Below are 17,798 nucleotides of genomic sequence, written 5' to 3'. Positions count from 1 at the left end.
TATAACAGCTTAAACGCACAAACAAAAAAGGCATCCAGTTAGGATGCCTTTTTCTATTTATTCAACAATTAAAGTGCAATACCGATGTTGCTCACACCTTCTTCACGTAGCTCTTCACGCAAATCTTTAATCAAGCTGATGTCACGTTCTACCGCTTCACGCAGCGGACGGAAGATAGCCCACTGGACGTCCCACTCTTCACATACGGCTTCGTTTTCTTTCTGGTTGTCGTTAGTGATTGGCTCTGCGCCTTGTGCTTGCTCTAGATCAGCAACGGTTTGTACCGACTGTTGACTCACTTTAAGCATTGAATCGAAAAGGTAGTCGCGGTCCAATAGACCATGCAGTAACGTAGACAAACCCTGACACGCGTCCATCGCTGGGTAAACGCCGTAAAAATCGAACTCATCCGCACTTGGGAACAACTCTTCTAACTTCTCCAATTGACGTTCGAAGTTAATTTTCGCGTTCTTAACTGTCAAAATTTCCCATACACTATCAAGAATCGCTCGGTAAGCACGCGGGTCAGCAAATTCTGTATTCTCACAAAACATCGCATAGTTTGGATACATGCGTTCACACAGACACGCCATAAAGGTAATTTGTTGCCAAGGTTCTAGTTTTTCTAAACGAACCTGAAGAGGATTCTTAAGCATAGTCACTCAATCATTGAAGAAAAAAACAGCGAAAGTGTACTTGATTCATCACAGGGAAAAAAGTTAATGCCGCATTCAAATCAGATTTTCCTGCTCTCAGAGCATCGCGACACCTACAAAACGTTACTGGCAGAGAAAAATCTGCCCGATCTTTGCCTCACCGACCAACCAGAAGCCGCTCAGATCGTACTAGCGGATCCACCCTTACTATCACAAAGCTTAGACGAATTTTCACAGCTTGAATGGGTGCAATCCACGTTTGCTGGTGTCAACGCCTTAACATCCCCTAGCCTTCGTCAGGACTATACTCTAACTAACGTTCGAGGCATCTTTGGTCCACTGATTGCTGAATATGTTTTGGGTTACAGTATTGCCCATTACCGCCACTTTGCCCGATACCACCAGCAACAACAAAACAAACAATGGCAGCCTCACCTATACACGTCATTACAAAGTAAAACCATGGTAATTCTTGGTACCGGTAGCATTGGGGGCTATCTGGGCAACGCCGTTAAAGCAATGGGGATAAAAACTATCGGTATTAACCGCACAGGTATCCCGACTTCAGGCGGCGAGTTTCATCAGACCTTTCATATCAATGAACTAAGTAAGGCATTTGAGCAAGCCGACATCGTTGTGAATACTCTACCAAGTACACCTGAGACGCGACAGTTACTTAATCGTCAAACGCTCAGCCAACTAAATCAGGCGTTATTGTTTAACGTAGGTCGTGGCGACGTATTGGATGAGGCAGGGTTGCTCTTCGCTCTGAAAAACCGTTGGGTAGAACACGCCTTCTTAGATGTGTTTGAGCAAGAACCGTTATCGGTAGAGCATCCGTTTTGGAAACTACCGCAAGTCACCATCACTCCACACATTGCTGCGCTGAGTTTTCCCGAGCAAGTCATCGAGATTTTTGCTGACAACTATCTACGCTGGCGCGATGGGTTTTCATTAAATTATCAAGTGGATTTCGAAAAGGGTTACTAAGAATGTCGTTAGACGAGCTATTGCAGCAAGTGAGGGCCTGCCAGATCTGCGCGGATAACTTACCTTTGGGTGCAAACCCTGTCGTGCAAGCAGCAAAAGGGGCACGCATCCTAATCATCGGTCAGGCCCCTGGCACACGTGTACACAAAACCTCGATACCTTGGAATGACCCAAGTGGTGATCGATTACGCCAATGGCTCGATATCGACAAAGACGTTTTCTACGACCCAAATAAAATTGCCATTGTCCCAATGGGATTCTGTTATCCAGGCAAAGGGAACTCTGGTGATTTACCGCCTCGTAAAGAATGTGCGCCCACTTGGCATAAAAAGATTCTTGAGCAACTGCCCAATATAGAGCTCACTCTACTAATTGGTCAGTACTCGCAGCAGTACTATCTCACCAACAAACCAAAGACGCTCACGCAAACTGTTCAGCAATGGCAAGATTGGGAACCGGACTTTATCCCGCTCCCTCACCCATCCCCACGCAATACATTGTGGTTAAAGAAGAATCCTTGGTTTGAATCTGACGTCGTGCCATACCTTAAAAAACGCGTTCACTCGATGCTTTAGGTTACCCATGATCTAATTGCTTGTTTATCTGTACAAGAAAATTAGAACATAAAAGCCGAAATCATAAGCATTTGTTTATATTAAATTTTAATGTCTAATGTACAGCTAGAGTAGTAATTAGATCATAGTAGGCCAAATACTACTAGAGCTGTACAGCCTTGAGTCTCAGATAGAAAAACTGAATTTTAGGCAAAAAAAATACCGGCACTGAATGCCGGCATTTGATTTCAAAAAGTCGAAGTTACTTGTGGTACGGCTTAGATAACTCGTGTACCGCTTCCACAAATACGCCCGCGTTTTCTGGCGGCACATCCAAATGGATACCGTGACCTAGGTTGAACACATGACCAGTACCTGCATCACCAAAACCTTCTAGAATACCCGCGACTTCTTCACGGATACGCTCTGGTGAAGCGTAAAGCATTGATGGGTCCATGTTACCTTGCAGAGCCACTTTATCACCGATACGTGCTTTCGCGTCTGCAATGTTGATTGTCCAGTCTAGACCAACCGCATCACAGCCCGTGGCTGCGATTTGCTCAAGCCACATGCCGCCATTCTTAGTAAACAGTGTGACTGGTACGCGACGACCGTCGTTTTCACGAATCAGACCATCTACAATCTTGTGCATGTATTGCAGTGAGAACAGATTGTAATCACGAGGCGTTAGTACGCCACCCCATGTGTCAAATACCATTACCGATTGCGCACCCGCTTTAATTTGCGCGTTTAAGTACTCGATAACGCTGTCTGCCAGCTTATCTAGAAGTAGGTGCAGAGTTTGTGGTTCCGCGTACATCATCTTCTTGATCTTGGTAAACGCTTTAGAGCTACTACCTTCGATCATATACGTCGCAAGAGTCCAAGGACTACCAGAAAAACCAATCAGCGGCACTTCACCCTTCAGGTCTTTACGGATCTGGCGTACTGCGTTCATTACGTATTGCAGTTCACCTTCAGGATCTGGCAAACCAATTTTTTCCACGTCGGCTTTGCATGTAATTGGGTTATCAAAAACAGGTCCTTCACCCGCAGCAAAACGCAAACCAAGCCCCATTGCATCTGGAATCGTTAAGATGTCCGAGAATAAGATCGCGGCATCAAGAGGAAAACGGCGTAATGGTTGAAGTGTCACTTCGGATGCTAATTCTGCATTTCGACACAAAGACATGAAATCACCCGCTTCTGCACGAGTCGCTTTGTATTCTGGTAGGTAACGACCTGCCTGGCGCATCATCCATACTGGCGTGTAATCTACCGGCTCTTTTAAAAGCGCACGCAGATAACGATCATTTTTTAATTCAGTCATTCCGTAATTCCAACTGTTAGGCTTTCTGTGAAAGGGGGTATTCTATCACTGATTTAAGTCCAATAGCTGTGTGCTTTGCAACCTGGATCAAGTTATTAACTTTTAAATCAATGCTTAATTTGCACCCAATCGGTATCAGTGTTAAAAATTTGTTCGCTAGCGAAAACTACAATTATAAACTGAGTACTTAGTACTCAGCATCTCATAACGACATCTTACTTACCCCCTCCCTCTCGGAGGGTTTTTTTTATCTATTTATCAGACAATTAGAGTCTATATCTTTCAGCGTTTGTTCGATAAGTGCTCTTGCAATAGTTCCTTTAGGCGCAACAGGCGGCATCTCATCGATACCAAACCATTGTGCATCAGACAGCTCAGTGTAGTCTGGGCTTAACTCTCCGGATTCATAGTCAGCTAAAAACCCCATCATCATACTGGATGGGAAAGCCCAAGGCTGGCTGCCAAAGTAACGAATATTTTTAACGAGAATTCCCGTTTCTTCATGAATTTCTCGAGCCACGCACTCTTCTAATGTCTCACCGACTTCTAGAAAACCCGCAATAACCGTATACATACCATTTCGATGCCTTGGATGTTGGGCTAATAAGATCTGATTTTCTTTACGTACAGCAACGATAATACACGGAAATATTCTAGGATAATGAAGGGTGCGACATTCACCACACTGCATGGCTAACTGGTTATTATTAAGAAAGTTTCTTCCTCCGCACTGTGGACAAAAGCGCAAACTTTGCGTCATGTGCCCATATTGCACAGCTTTACTTAACAACATAAATAATGGCTCAGGAAAATGCAGGCAGTCACGCAGGGATACTAAAGGTAGATCATGCTCTAAATCGGCCAAGTTAAGCCACATGACGGGCGAACCAGAATACTCACCAATGGGTCTTGCACTCGTTACTGGCAGTGATAACTGCTCTGCAGACCCGAAGGGCACAGCACCATCCACCAGCCAAATTTCACTTCCTGCAACAACACACCAGTATGCATTTATCGCGCGGTTAACATCACCTTTTCTTAACATTACACTATCCCTTTGCTTGAAGTTCGTTCATTTTACTGGCAATCTAATTTCATACTAGAGTTTATCGTTAAGTAAATGTGCACTCTAAATTCTAGTAAGGACAAGAGTTTGTAATAACTTTACTAACTTTGCTTTGCAAAGGATACGTTCGCCGATGGGCGATCAGATCATGAGGGCATGGTCATGCTAAGAAAATTCAAACAAACACAAGACCAGTGGGGTGGCTCAAGTGATGTCATTGATCACTGGTTAGAGACACGACAATCCCTGATTGTTGAATATTGTAAGCTTGCAGCGCTGCAACCTTGTTCGAAAACCAATGTTATTGAACTCCCATCTCCTTCCGAACTGCAGGATTTCTGTCAGCACCTCGTTGATTACATCTCCGAAGGCCACTTTAAAATTTATGACATGGTTATGGACCGTTGGAAAGCAACCGGCTTTGTCGTGACTAATGAGATCAATCAAACCTATGGTCAAATTGTTCTAACGACTGAACCATTATTGAACTTTAACGATAAGTACTCAGAAGTGACTGAAGATGATGAATTAAATGATTTCGATTCTGATATGTGTCTCATTGGGGAAATTCTTGAGACTCGCTTTGAAGTCGAGGACTATCTGATACAGCAAATCGCAGAAAGCCTGTCTATGCCACCTGGAGCTTAGTATTTGCAAACATTCAGAAATAGAGTGAGAGAAAAGACTGACGATCATCGTCGGTCTTTTTTGTTTCTAGCTTTATCGAAAATCCCACCGGAAGAACAAAGTAGTATAAAAAACTAAAAAGGCACCCGAAGGTGCCTTTTTCTTAAGCTTTTAACGATTACTCGTTATATGACTTACTCTTCAGAAGAGAAACCAGCGTTTAGAAGTGCCGCTAGGTTATCCGTTGCTTGCTCAGCAGAAGGACCATCTTGCGCTTCAGAACGTTTAGCTTGACGCTCTTGGTGGTATGCGAAACCAGTACCAGCAGGGATCAGACGACCAACAATTACGTTCTCTTTCAGACCACGTAGGTCATCACGCTTACCAGAAACCGCAGCTTCTGTTAGTACGCGAGTTGTCTCCTGGAACGATGCCGCAGAGATGAACGACTCAGTCGCTAGAGATGCTTTAGTAATACCTAGTAGTTCACGTTCGAAACGTGCAGGCTCTTTGCCTTCAGCTTCTAGGTTACGGTTAGCAATCTTAACTTGTGAGTACTCAATCTGTTCACCAGGTAGGAACTCAGAGTCACCAGAGTGAGTAATAGTACACTTACGTAGCATCTGACGAACGATAGTTTCAATGTGCTTATCGTTAATCTTAACGCCTTGTAGACGGTAAACTTCCTGTACTTCGTTAGCAATGTACTGCGTTACCGCGTGTACGCCACGTAGACGTAGGATGTCATGTGGAGACTCTGGACCATCTGCGATCACATCACCACGTTCAACTTTTTCACCTTCGAATACGTTCAACTGACGATGCTTAGGAATCATCTCTTCGTAAGCTTCACCGCTTTCACGTGTGATCACTAGGCGACGTTTACCTTTCGTCTCTTTACCAAAGCTCACAGTACCTGTGTGCTCAGCAAGGATTGCAGGCTCTTTCGGCTTACGTGCTTCAAATAGGTCAGCAACTCGTGGAAGACCACCGGTGATATCTTTGTTACCGCCAGACTTCTGAGGAATACGTGCTAGTGTTGCACCAACACCTACTGCTGCGCCATCTTCGATGTTCACAATCGCTTTACCAGGTAGGAAGTAGTGAGCTGGCATATCAGTACCAGGGATCATTACATCGTTACCTTGCTCGTCAACAAGTTTGATAGCTGGACGCATATCTTTACCTGCTGAAGGGCGAGCTGCTGGGTCAGTTACTTCGCTTGAAGATAGACCAGTTAGGTCATCCGTTTGACGAGATACTGTTACGCCGTCGATCATATCTACGAACTGGATGCGACCTGCTACCTCAGTAATGATAGGTAGTGTGTGCGCTTCCCAGTTTGCAACTGTTTCGCCAGCTTGAACTGTATCACCATCGCCTTTGCTTAGTAGCGTACCGTAAGGCAGTTTGTGCTTCTCTTTAGTACGACCAAACTCATCAACGATAGTTAACTCTGTCGCACGAGAAGTGATAACGATCTTACCGTCATCAGCCAATACAGATTTAGCGTTGTGTAGCTTGATAGAACCGTTGTTCTTAACTTGAACACTGTTCTCTGCCGCTGCTGTCGATGCCGCACCACCGATGTGGAACGTACGCATCGTTAGCTGTGTACCTGGCTCACCGATAGACTGAGCAGCAATAACACCAACTGCTTCACCTTGGTTCACTAGGTGACCACGTGCTAGGTCACGACCGTAACACTGTGCACAACAACCGAAGTCAGAATCACACGTTACTACAGAGCGCACTTTCATGCTGTCTACTGAGTTCTCTTCCATGATTTGACACCACTTCTCATCGATCAGGGTGTTACGTGGAATAAGAACGTCTTCAGTACCAGGTTTTAGTACGTCTTCAGCAACAACACGACCAAGAGCAAGCTCAGAAAGTGCAACTTTAACATCACCACCCTCGATGTGAGGCATCATGTCGACACCTTCGTGAGTGCCACAGTCATGTTCAGTTACAACAACGTCTTGAGCAACGTCTACTAGACGACGAGTTAGGTAACCCGAGTTCGCTGTTTTCAGTGCCGTATCCGCAAGACCCTTACGAGCACCGTGCGTTGAGATAAAGTACTGAAGTACGTTTAGACCTTCTTTAAAGTTCGCGGTGATCGGCGTTTCGATGATTGAACCATCTGGACGCGCCATCAGACCACGCATACCCGCAAGCTGACGAATCTGTGCTGCAGAACCACGAGCGCCCGAGTCCGCCATCATGTAGATGCTGTTGAATGACTCTTGCTGTTCCTCTTCACCGTCACGGTTAACTACCGTTTCAGATGAAAGGTTTTCCATCATTGCTTTCGCAACACGGTCGTTGGTCGATGCCCAGATATCGATAACTTTGTTGTAGCGTTCGCCTGCAGTAACAAGACCTGATTGGTACTGTTCCTGGATTTCACGTACTTCTTCTTCCGCTTCTGCGATTTCAGTGTACTTAGCTGCTGGTACAACCATATCGTCGATACCAACAGATACACCAGAAAGTGCCGCGTATGCGAAACCTGTGTACATGATTTGGTCAGCGAAGATTACTGTGTCTTTCAGACCTAGTTTACGGTACGCCTCGTTAAGTAGGTTAGAGATTTGCTTCTTACCTAGCTTTTGGTTAACGATGCTGTACGGTAGACCAGCTGGCACTATTTGCCATAGCATTGCACGACCAACAGTGGTGTCTACCATCTTGGTTTCTGTAGTGCTGTTGCCATCTTCGTCTACAACAGTTTCTGTAATACGTACTTTAACGCGTGCGTGAAGCTCAGCTTGTTTAGTGCGGTATGCTTTCTCAGCCTCTTCTGGGCCAGAAAGGTACATGCCTTCACCTTTCACGTTGATCTTTTCACGAGTCATGTAGTACAGACCCAATACAACGTCCTGAGAAGGTACGATGATCGGATCACCTGACGCTGGCGACAGAATGTTGTTTGTCGACATCATCAGAGTACGAGCTTCAAGTTGTGCCTCTAGAGTTAGAGGTACGTGAACCGCCATTTGGTCACCATCGAAGTCCGCGTTGTACGCCGCACAAACAAGTGGGTGTAGCTGAATAGCTTTACCTTCGATCAGTACTGGTTCGAACGCCTGGATACCTAGACGGTGAAGTGTCGGTGCACGGTTCAATAGTACTGGGTGTTCACGGATTACTTCGTCTAGGATATCCCAAACGACCGCTTCTTCACGCTCTACCATTTTCTTAGCAGCTTTGATTGTAGTCGCAAGACCACGAGTCTCTAGCTTGCTGTAGATGAATGGTTTGAATAGCTCAAGTGCCATCTTCTTAGGAAGACCACACTGGTGTAGACGAAGGTATGGACCTACTGTGATTACAGAACGGCCAGAGTAGTCTACACGTTTACCTAGAAGGTTCTGACGGAAACGACCTTGTTTACCCTTGATCATATCAGCAAGAGATTTCAGAGGACGCTTGTTAGAACCTGTGATCGCACGACCACGACGACCGTTATCTAGTAGCGCATCAACAGACTCTTGCAGCATACGTTTTTCGTTACGTACGATGATGTCCGGAGCAGCTAGCTCTAGAAGACGCTTCAAACGGTTGTTACGGTTGATCACACGACGGTATAGATCGTTAAGATCAGAAGTCGCAAAGCGACCGCCATCTAGAGGTACTAGAGGACGTAGATCTGGCGGAAGTACTGGAAGTACAGTTAGGATCATCCACTCAGGGTTGTTACCCGATGCGATGAACGCTTCTACCAGCTTAAGACGCTTAGTTACTTTCTTACGCTTAGTTTCAGAGTTTGTTGTCTCTAACTCTTCACGCATTTGTTCTGCTTCAGCGTGCATATCCATAGAACCTAGTAGGTCCTTGATAGCTTCCGCACCCATCTTAGCAGTGAACTCGTCGCCCCACTCTTCTAGACGATCTAGATACTCTTCTTCAGTAAGCATCTGACCTTTTTCTAGATCAGTCATACCAGGCTCTGTTACTACGTACATTTCGAAGTACAGAACGCGTTCGATATCACGTAGAGGGATATCCATTAGTAGACCGATACGAGACGGTAGCGATTTTAGGAACCAGATGTGAGCTACTGGTGAAGCCAGTTCAATGTGGCCCATACGGTCACGACGAACTTTAGTTTGTGTAACTTCTACACCACACTTCTCACAGATAACACCACGGTGCTTCAGGCGCTTGTACTTACCACAAAGACATTCGTAGTCTTTAACTGGACCAAAGATACGCGCACAGAACAGACCATCGCGTTCAGGTTTGAACGTACGATAGTTGATCGTTTCAGGTTTTTTAACTTCACCGAAAGACCATGAACGGATCATGTCTGGTGAAGATAGACCGATTTTGATTGCATCAAATTCTTCGGTCTTATGCTGTGCTTTTAGAAAGTTTAATAAGTCTTTCACAATCAGCTCCTGTAAGGAGTTAAAAGGAGCTCACTTGCTAAAGTGAGCACCTTCTTCCAAATAATCGCTTTGATTCTCTCGACTTTCATCAAGAGAGAAAAGGATTACTCTTCGTCTTCTAGCTCGATGTTGATACCTAGCGAGCGGATCTCTTTCAACAGTACGTTGAACGATTCTGGCATGCCAGGTTCCATGCTGTGGTTACCGTCTACGATGTTCTTGTACATCTTAGTACGGCCGTTAACGTCATCCGACTTAACCGTTAGCATTTCTTGTAGCGTGTAAGCAGCACCGTATGCTTCTAGTGCCCATACTTCCATCTCACCGAAACGCTGACCACCGAACTGAGCTTTACCACCTAGTGGCTGCTGAGTTACTAGGCTGTACGAACCAGTTGAACGAGCGTGCATCTTGTCATCAACAAGGTGGTTCAGTTTCAGCATGTACATGTAACCAACAGTTACAGGACGCTCAAACGCATCACCTGTGCGACCATCAAACAGTGTTAACTGACCTGATGTTGGTAGATCTGCTAGCTCAAGAAGTGCTTTGATTGACTCTTCTGGAGCGCCATCAAATACAGGAGTCGCGATTGGTAGACCGCCACGCAAGTTCTTGATCAGAGTACGTACTTCATCATCAGATAGAGAAGCAATGTCTACTTTCTGGCGAGTGTCGCCTAGATCGTAAACTTTTTGTAGGAACTCGCGGAATTTCGCTAGTTCTTGCTGCTCTTTAACCATCTGGTTGATCTTGTCACCGATACCTTTCGCTGCCAGACCTAAGTGTACTTCTAGGATCTGACCGATGTTCATACGCGAAGGTACACCCAGTGGGTTAAGTACGATGTCTACAGGCTGACCTTTCTCATCGTATGGCATGTCTTCAACAGGGTTGATCTTAGAGATTACACCCTTGTTACCGTGACGACCCGCCATCTTATCACCAGGCTGAATGCGACGTTTAACCGCTAGGTAAACCTTAACGATCTTCAGGACGCCAGGTGCTAAATCATCACCTTGAGTGATCTTACGACGCTTAGTTTCGAACTTCTTATCGAAGTCAGCTTTTAGCTCATCCCACTGCTCAGCAAGTTGCTCAAGCTGAGTTTGTAGTGCGTCATCTTCTAGCGTTAGTTCTAGCCACTTCTTACGATCAGTTGTGTCTAGTTTCGCTTCAGAGTAACCGCCTTCAATCAATACAGCTTTAACACGGTTTAGAAGGCCGCCCTCAAGAATCTGGAATTCTTCAGTTAGGTCTTTCTTCGCTTCTTTAAGCTGCATCTGTTCGATTTCAAGCGCACGCTTGTCTTTCTCTACGCCATCGCGAGTAAAGACTTGAACGTCGATGATCGTACCTGATACAGAGTTAGGTACACGTAGTGAAGTATCTTTAACGTCAGATGCTTTTTCACCGAAGATTGCACGTAGTAGCTTCTCTTCAGGCGTTAGCTGAGTTTCACCTTTAGGTGTAACTTTACCAACTAGGATGTCGCCACCCTTAACTTCAGCACCGATGTAAACGATACCTGACTCGTCTAGTTTAGACAGAGCAGACTCACCTACGTTTGGAATATCCGCTGTGATCTCTTCAGAACCAAGCTTAGTATCACGCGCCACACAAGTCAGTTCTTGGATGTGGATAGTCGTGAAACGGTCTTCTTGAACTACGCGCTCAGATACTAAGATCGAGTCTTCGAAGTTGTAACCGTTCCAAGGCATGAACGCGATACGCATGTTTTGACCAAGCGCTAGTTCACCAAGGTCTGTTGAAGGACCATCAGCAAGAACGTCACCGCGTGATACAGGCTCACCTGGCATCACACATGGGCGCTGGTTAATACATGTGTTCTGGTTAGAACGTGTGTATTTAGTCAGGTTGTAGATGTCGATACCAGCTTCACCTGGTACTAGCTCTTCTTCGTTAACTTTAACAACGATACGAGAAGCATCTACTGACTGGATTACACCACCACGTTTAGCAACTGCAGTTACACCTGAGTCAACTGCTACGTTACGTTCAATACCAGTACCAACAAGCGGTTTGTCAGCTTTCAGTGTTGGAACTGCCTGACGTTGCATGTTCGCACCCATCAATGCACGGTTCGCATCATCGTGTTCTAGGAACGGGATAAGCGATGCAGCGATAGATACAACCTGGTTTGTCGCAACGTCCATGTACTGAGCGTGCTCACGAGGGTGTAGACCAGATTCACCTTTCTGACGAGCTGTGATCAGCTCATCTGCAAAAGTACCATCTTCGTTTAGCTTAGCGTTCGCCTGTGCGATAACGAATTGGCCTTCTTCGATTGCAGATAGGTAATCTACTTCGTCTGTTACTACGCCATCTACAACGCGACGGTATGGTGTCTCTAGGAAACCGTACTCGTTACAACGCGCAAACGCAGATAGAGAGTTGATCAGACCGATGTTTGGACCTTCAGGCGTTTCGATAGGACATAGACGACCGTAGTGGGTTACGTGTACGTCACGTACTTCGAAGCCAGCACGTTCACGAGTTAGACCGCCAGGACCCAACGCAGAAATACGACGCTTGTGCGTTACTTCTGATAGCGGGTTGTTTTGGTCCATGAACTGTGAAAGCTGTGAAGAGCCAAAGAATTCTTTAACTGCCGCAGAAATTGGCTTCGCGTTGATCAAGTCTTGAGGCATGATTGCGTCAAGATCGCCTAGGCTTAGACGCTCTTTAACTGCACGCTCAACACGTACTAGACCTACACGGAACTGGTTCTCAGCCATTTCGCCTACAGAACGGATACGACGGTTGCCTAGGTGGTCGATATCGTCCACTTCGCCCTTACCGTTACGGATCGCGATCAGCTTCTTCATCACTTCGATGATATCAGTTTCATCAAGTGTGCCTTGCTCTTGAGCATCTTCACGGCCGATAGAGCTGTTGAACTTCATACGACCAACAGTCGATAGATCGTAACGCTCTTCAGAGAAGAATAGGCTTTCGAATAGAGCTTCTGCAGCTTCTTTTGTTGGCGGCTCACCAGGGCGCATCATGCGGTAGATTTCTACCAATGCAGAAATACGATCAACCGTGCTGTCGATACGTAATGTTTCTGACATGAATGGACCGTGGTCTAGATCGTTCGTAAATAGAACTTCTAGCGCTTTGTGGCCTGCCTGAGATAGGTTCGCTAATGCTTCCAGGCTGATTTCCTGGTTAGCGTTAACAATGATCTCGCCAGTTGCTTCATTGATGTAATCTTTAGATGCAACTTTACCAACGATGTACTCAACTGGTACTTCGATGTGATCAACGCCATCTTTTTCTAGTTGGCGGATATGACGAGCTGTTACGCGACGACCCTGCTCAACGTAAACTTTACCATTTGCTTCGATGTCGAATGACGCAGTTTCACCACGTAGACGATCAGGAACCAACTCCATCAATAGAGTTTGGTCTTTCACTTCGAAGTTCACTTTCTCGAAGAAGATATCTAGGATTTCTTCTGTCGACTTACCTAGTGCTCGAAGGATGATCGATGCTGGTAGCTTACGACGGCGGTCGATACGAACGTACAAGTTATCCTTAGGATCAAACTCGAAATCAAGCCATGAACCACGGTAAGGAATAACACGTGCGTTGTATAAAACTTTACCTGAAGAGTGGGTCTTACCCTTATCGCTGTCGAAGAACACGCCTGGGCTTCGGTGCAGCTGGGATACGATAACCCTCTCGGTACCGTTGATTACGAAGGTACCATTGTCTGTCATGAGTGGAATTTCACCCATGTAGACTTCTTGTTCTTTAATGTCTTTTACAGTACCTGCTGGCGCGTCTTTATCAAAGATAACTAGGCGTAGTTTTACACGTAGTGGCTTTGAGTAAGTTACACCGCGGATTTGACATTCTTTAACGTCAAAAACTGGCTCACCAAGACGGTAGCTAACGTATTGCAGCTCAGAATTGCCGTTGTAGCTCTGAATCGGGAATACAGAACGGAAAGCGGCTTCAAGACCGTATTGACCTTCAGGATCCTGTTCGATAAATTTGTCGAACGAATCGAGCTGGATCGATAGCAGGTATGGAATGTCCAAAACTTGTGGACGAGTACCAAAGTCCTTACGGATGCGCTTTTTCTCGGTATAAGAGTAAACCATGGGGTTCCTCAGCTCGCTGATAAGTGACCCAAACTGTCCGCCCGCTCCTAGTTACTTAAGGGGGGTAAGGGACAGTGACTAATATAGCTGTTTACTGTAGTGACATTTCATTTCGTAAGAATGAAATGTTTTTTGCATGGATATCAGGCGCTTAAACAGCGGGAAAATTCGCCTATACCCTACAGCGCAAAAAGGCCGGTGGTTAAAAAACCACCAGCCAATTAGCCGTTAGGCTAAGAAACTATGCAATAATTACTTAACAGCAACAGTTGCACCAGCTTCTTCTAGCTGAGCTTTAAGAGCTTCAGCTTCTGCTTTCTCAACACCTTCTTTAAGAGGTGCTGGAGCGCCGTCTACTAGAGCTTTAGCTTCTTTAAGACCTAGGCCAGTTGCGCCACGTACTGCTTTGATTACAGCAACTTTGTTACCGCCAGCAGCTTCTAGGATTACGTCGAATTCAGTTTGCTCAGCAGCAGCTTCGCCTGCAGCAGCGCCGCCAGCTACAACAGCAGCAGCAGCAGAAACACCGAATTTCTCTTCCATTGCTTCGATTAGTTCAACAACTTGCATTACAGACATTTCTGCAACTGCGTCTAGGATTTGCTCGTTAGTAATAGACATAACAATTCTCTTTTAAGTCAACAATAAGTTTATTAAGCAACCAGTAAAAAGCAAGGCTTATGCCGCTGCTTCTTGTTTTTGATCGCGGATAGCTGCGATAGTACGCGCCAGCTTGCCAGCCGAAGCTTCTTTCATGCACATCATTAGGCGTGCAATTGCTTCGTCGTAAGTTGGTAGTGTTGCTAGTACTTCAGCGTCAGTTAAAGCGCCTTCAAATGCAGCAGCTTTGATCTCGAAATCTTTGTTCTCTTTAGCGAAGTCTTTGAAAAGACGCGCTGCAGCACCTGGGTGCTCATTAGAGAATGCGATTAGAGTAGGACCAGTGAAAGTGTCAGTTAGACACTCGTACTCAGTACCTTCAACCGCACGACGAGCAAGAGTGTTACGAACAACTCTCATGTAAACGCCAGCTTCACGAGCTTGTTTACGTAGAGAAGTCATCGCGCCAACTTGAACGCCACGAGAATCAGCTACAACTGCAGAAAGTGCACCACTGGCAGCTTCGTTGACTTCAGCAACAATTGCTTTTTTGTCTTGAAGGTTTAAAGCCATCTTGGATTTACTCCTGGTTGTCGTTACACCACTCACTATCATCACGACAGTGAGAGCTATTGAGGTGCTTCCCCAGAAGAAAGTTAACTATATTACATAGAGCTTTCTGTCAGTTCGGGCACCATCTACGTAGGATAATTAAGCTTGCTTTTACACAAACACCTACGGTCTTGGACGGAGACTGGGTCTTAATTCATTTCGAACTAGGAGACAGTTCAAAGAACCAAAGTTCAGCCCCAACCACAAATATTAGGCGCAAAATTATACACTAATTTTGCGCCTAAGCAAATAAATTATGCTTGAGTGTTCAGGCTAGCCTGATCAACAGCAACACCAGCACCCATAGTAGTAGAGATGCTTACTTTCTTCAGGAAAGTACCTTTCGCTGAAGATGGCTTAGCTTTCTTCAGAGCAACTAGAAGTGCTTCTAGGTTCTCTTTGATCTGCTCAGCAGAGAAGTTTGCTTTACCGATAGTAGTGTGGATGATGCCGTTTTTGTCGTTACGGTAACGAACCTGACCAGCTTTAGCGTTTTTAACTGCTTCAGCAACGTTAGGAGTTACAGTACCAACTTTAGGGTTTGGCATAAGACCGCGAGGACCTAGGATAGTACCTAGTTGACCTACAACGCGCATTGCATCTGGAGAAGCAACAACTACGTCAAAGTTCATTTCGCCTTTCTTAACTTGCTCAGCAAGATCTTCCATACCTACGATGTCTGCGCCAGCTTCTTTAGCTGCTTCAGCGTTAGCACCTTGAGTGAACACTGCAACGCGGATTTCGCGGCCAGTACCGTGAGGTAGTACAGTTGCACCACGTACGTTCTGGTCAGATTTACGAGCATCAATGCCTAGGTTAACAGCAACGTCTACAGACTCAACGAATTTAGCAGTCGCTAGTTCTTGAAGAAGAGCAACAGCTTCGTTGATTTCGTATTCTTTAGTTACGTCAACTTTTTCGCGGATTACGCGCATGCGCTTAGTTAGTTTTGCCATCTTATTAACCCTCTACCACTAGGCCCATTGAACGAGCAGTACCAGCGATAGAACGCTTCATCGCTTCGATGTCAGCACCAGTCATATCAGCAGCTTTAGTTTCTGCGATTTCTTGGATTTGAGCGTCAGTTACAGTACCAACTTTTTCAGTGTTTGGACGACCTGAACCAGACTTAACGCCAGCAGCTTTCTTAAGAAGAACAGCAGCAGGTGGAGTCTTAGTTACGAACGTGAAAGAACGGTCGCTGTATACTGTGATAACTACTGGAGTTGGTAGACCTTTCTCAATAGATTCTGTTTTTGCGTTGAACGCTTTACAGAATTCCATGATGTTCACACCGTGTTGACCTAGTGCAGGACCTACTGGTGGACTAGGGTTAGCCATACCAGCAGCAACTTGTAGCTTGATGTAAGCTTCAACTTTCTTAGCCATGATAATTCCTAAGTTTGGGTACAAACGCTAATCGCGGATCAGCTCCCCGTTTGTGTAAGAAACTTTTTACTTCACTTGAAGTAAAAAGGCGCGAAATTATAGTCATAATCCGCGCCTTATACAACCCTAAAAAGGTGATTTTTTATACTCTTTAACGAAGAGTCTTAGTCCAGCTTTTCAACCTGACCAAATTCAAGCTCAACTGGTGTCGCACGACCAAAGATCGATACAGACACTTTCAGGCGGCTCTTCTCGTAATCCACTTCTTCAACAGTACCGTTGAAGTCAGCAAATGGACCTTCGTTAACACGTACCACTTCACCCGCTTCGTACATTGTACGCGGACGAGGCGCTTCACTCGCTTTCTCAAGACGATTAAGAATCGCGTCAGCCTCTTTATCCGTGATAGGTGCCGGACGGTCTGAGGTACCACCAATGAAGCCCATGACACGCGGCACACTGCGTACTAGGTGCCATGATTCATCGTTCATAATCATCTGAACAAGGACGTAACCTGGGAAGAACTTACGCTCAGATTTGCGACGCTGACCCGCGCGCATTTCCACTACTTCTTCAGTAGGAACCAGTACTTCACCGAATAGCTCTTCCATGCCGTGCATTTTGATATGCTCGCGCAGAGATTGAGCTACACGACCTTCAAATCCAGAGAAGGCTTGAACCACATACCAGCGTTTTTTTGGAGCTTCACTCATGAATAAAAACCCTCTATACCCCAGTTGCTAGAGCTACTAGACGAACCATAATTCCGTCAATACCCCATAGCACTAGAGCCATTACAATACTTACAGCTAAAACGATCAGTGTTGTTTGCATGGTTTCTTGGCGAGTAGGCCAAACAACTTTACGTACTTCCATACGAGATTCTTTTGCAAAACTGATCGCTGCTTTACCTTTAGTCGTTGTTGCTGCAACGCCTAAGGCAGCTGCAATAAGAACAACAACGCCTGCAGCACGAACCACTACAGACATTTCACCATACAGGTAATTACCCACAACAGCGGCAGCTGCCAATACGAAAGCGGCTACCCACTTAAACGTATCTGCTGCGTTTGAGCTATCAGGAGTTTCAGCATTATTTGCTTTCATAAAACCAACCTGTTACAAGTCTTAATATAGACGACAACAACCCCGCTGTTGCAGGGCAAACTCCATATCGCTGAAAAAATCAGCGTACTCTTCTTAAGATTAAGCCTCTTTGCTTAATCTTGCTCTGCGCCCAACCCACTTCTGAACAAGAAAACAGCAAAAATAATGTTGAGTGCAGAAAAAGGGCATCAAATGATGCCCTTTTTGCTACTGGTTCGTCAAATCTAATTCAAGATTTTCCGAAAGCATCGCTAATTCGCTATGAATTAGTCGAAGATCTTAGCAACAACACCAGCACCTACTGTACGGCCACCTTCACGGATCGCGAAACGTAGAC

The 17,798-nt window shown here is 45.5% G+C and carries 14 protein-coding genes and 1 pseudogene; 3 read left to right on the top strand and 12 right to left on the bottom strand.

Features of this window, described 5'->3' with window-relative positions; translation table 11 throughout:
• Positions 1–68: 68 nt before the first annotated feature.
• Positions 69–656 carry a YjaG family protein gene (locus R7Q39_RS28085; protein ID WP_005382520.1) on the bottom strand — a complete coding sequence of 196 codons (588 nt, stop codon included), beginning with the start codon at positions 654–656 and terminating at the stop codon, positions 69–71.
• 66 nt (positions 657–722) lie between these two features.
• Between R7Q39_RS28085 and R7Q39_RS28080 the strand changes: the two genes are divergently transcribed.
• The gene (locus tag R7Q39_RS28080; RefSeq protein WP_318077155.1) at positions 723–1,646 is read left to right on the top strand and encodes a D-2-hydroxyacid dehydrogenase; all 924 of its coding nucleotides are present in this window, start codon (positions 723–725) and stop codon (positions 1,644–1,646) included.
• Positions 1,647–1,648: 2 nt separating this feature from the next.
• The gene (locus tag R7Q39_RS28075) at positions 1,649–2,221 is read left to right on the top strand and encodes a uracil-DNA glycosylase family protein (RefSeq protein WP_005382518.1); all 573 of its coding nucleotides are present in this window, start codon (positions 1,649–1,651) and stop codon (positions 2,219–2,221) included.
• 241 nt (positions 2,222–2,462) lie between these two features.
• Here the strand turns inward: R7Q39_RS28075 and hemE are convergent, their stop codons facing one another.
• Together hemE and nudC are read right to left on the bottom strand one after the other, a co-directional pair.
• Positions 2,463–3,530, bottom strand: a complete 1,068-nt coding sequence (hemE, locus tag R7Q39_RS28070; RefSeq protein ID WP_318077154.1) for a uroporphyrinogen decarboxylase — start codon at positions 3,528–3,530, stop codon at positions 2,463–2,465.
• A gap of 247 nt (positions 3,531–3,777) precedes the next feature.
• The gene (gene nudC, locus R7Q39_RS28065; protein WP_005382516.1) at positions 3,778–4,575 is read right to left on the bottom strand and encodes an NAD(+) diphosphatase; all 798 of its coding nucleotides are present in this window, start codon (positions 4,573–4,575) and stop codon (positions 3,778–3,780) included.
• Positions 4,576–4,752: 177 nt separating this feature from the next.
• Here nudC and R7Q39_RS28060 point away from each other — a divergent pair, with 177 nt between their 5' ends.
• Positions 4,753–5,244 carry an Rsd/AlgQ family anti-sigma factor gene (locus R7Q39_RS28060; protein ID WP_005382515.1) on the top strand — a complete coding sequence of 164 codons (492 nt, stop codon included), beginning with the start codon at positions 4,753–4,755 and terminating at the stop codon, positions 5,242–5,244.
• A gap of 173 nt (positions 5,245–5,417) precedes the next feature.
• Here the strand turns inward: R7Q39_RS28060 and rpoC are convergent, their stop codons facing one another.
• The 9 genes and pseudogenes from rpoC to R7Q39_RS28015 form a co-directional block, all read right to left on the bottom strand.
• The gene (gene rpoC / locus R7Q39_RS28055; protein ID WP_005382514.1) at positions 5,418–9,620 is read right to left on the bottom strand and encodes a DNA-directed RNA polymerase subunit beta'; all 4,203 of its coding nucleotides are present in this window, start codon (positions 9,618–9,620) and stop codon (positions 5,418–5,420) included.
• Positions 9,621–9,724: 104 nt separating this feature from the next.
• Complete coding sequence (gene rpoB / locus R7Q39_RS28050) at positions 9,725–13,753, bottom strand: DNA-directed RNA polymerase subunit beta (protein WP_005384685.1); 4,029 nt, start codon at positions 13,751–13,753, stop codon at positions 9,725–9,727.
• A 252-nt stretch (positions 13,754–14,005) separates the two neighbouring features.
• Positions 14,006–14,374, bottom strand: coding sequence for a 50S ribosomal protein L7/L12 (gene rplL / locus R7Q39_RS28045; protein ID WP_005382540.1), 369 nt, complete (start codon positions 14,372–14,374; stop codon positions 14,006–14,008).
• A 57-nt stretch (positions 14,375–14,431) separates the two neighbouring features.
• Positions 14,432–14,926: a 50S ribosomal protein L10 gene (gene rplJ / locus R7Q39_RS28040; RefSeq protein ID WP_005382538.1), complete on the bottom strand. Its 495-nt coding sequence runs from the start codon at positions 14,924–14,926 to the stop codon at positions 14,432–14,434.
• A 293-nt stretch (positions 14,927–15,219) separates the two neighbouring features.
• A complete protein-coding gene (rplA, locus tag R7Q39_RS28035; RefSeq protein ID WP_005384683.1) occupies positions 15,220–15,921 on the bottom strand; it encodes a 50S ribosomal protein L1 in 702 nt (233 codons plus the stop codon).
• 4 nt (positions 15,922–15,925) lie between these two features.
• Positions 15,926–16,354, bottom strand: coding sequence for a 50S ribosomal protein L11 (gene rplK / locus R7Q39_RS28030; RefSeq protein ID WP_005384682.1), 429 nt, complete (start codon positions 16,352–16,354; stop codon positions 15,926–15,928).
• A 164-nt stretch (positions 16,355–16,518) separates the two neighbouring features.
• Positions 16,519–17,067, bottom strand: a complete 549-nt coding sequence (gene nusG, locus R7Q39_RS28025; RefSeq protein WP_005384681.1) for a transcription termination/antitermination protein NusG — start codon at positions 17,065–17,067, stop codon at positions 16,519–16,521.
• Between the two features lie 13 nt (positions 17,068–17,080).
• Positions 17,081–17,461, bottom strand: a complete 381-nt coding sequence (gene secE, locus R7Q39_RS28020; RefSeq protein WP_005384680.1) for a preprotein translocase subunit SecE — start codon at positions 17,459–17,461, stop codon at positions 17,081–17,083.
• A 266-nt stretch (positions 17,462–17,727) separates the two neighbouring features.
• A pseudogene (locus R7Q39_RS28015) lies at positions 17,728–17,798 on the bottom strand (elongation factor Tu); the annotation flags it as partial.

Origin of the sequence: Vibrio sp. 947, from assembly GCF_033339115.1 — a bacterium.
Taxonomy (GTDB): domain Bacteria; phylum Pseudomonadota; class Gammaproteobacteria; order Enterobacterales; family Vibrionaceae; genus Vibrio; species Vibrio alginolyticus.
This window is presented reverse-complemented; position numbering and strand designations above follow the sequence as displayed.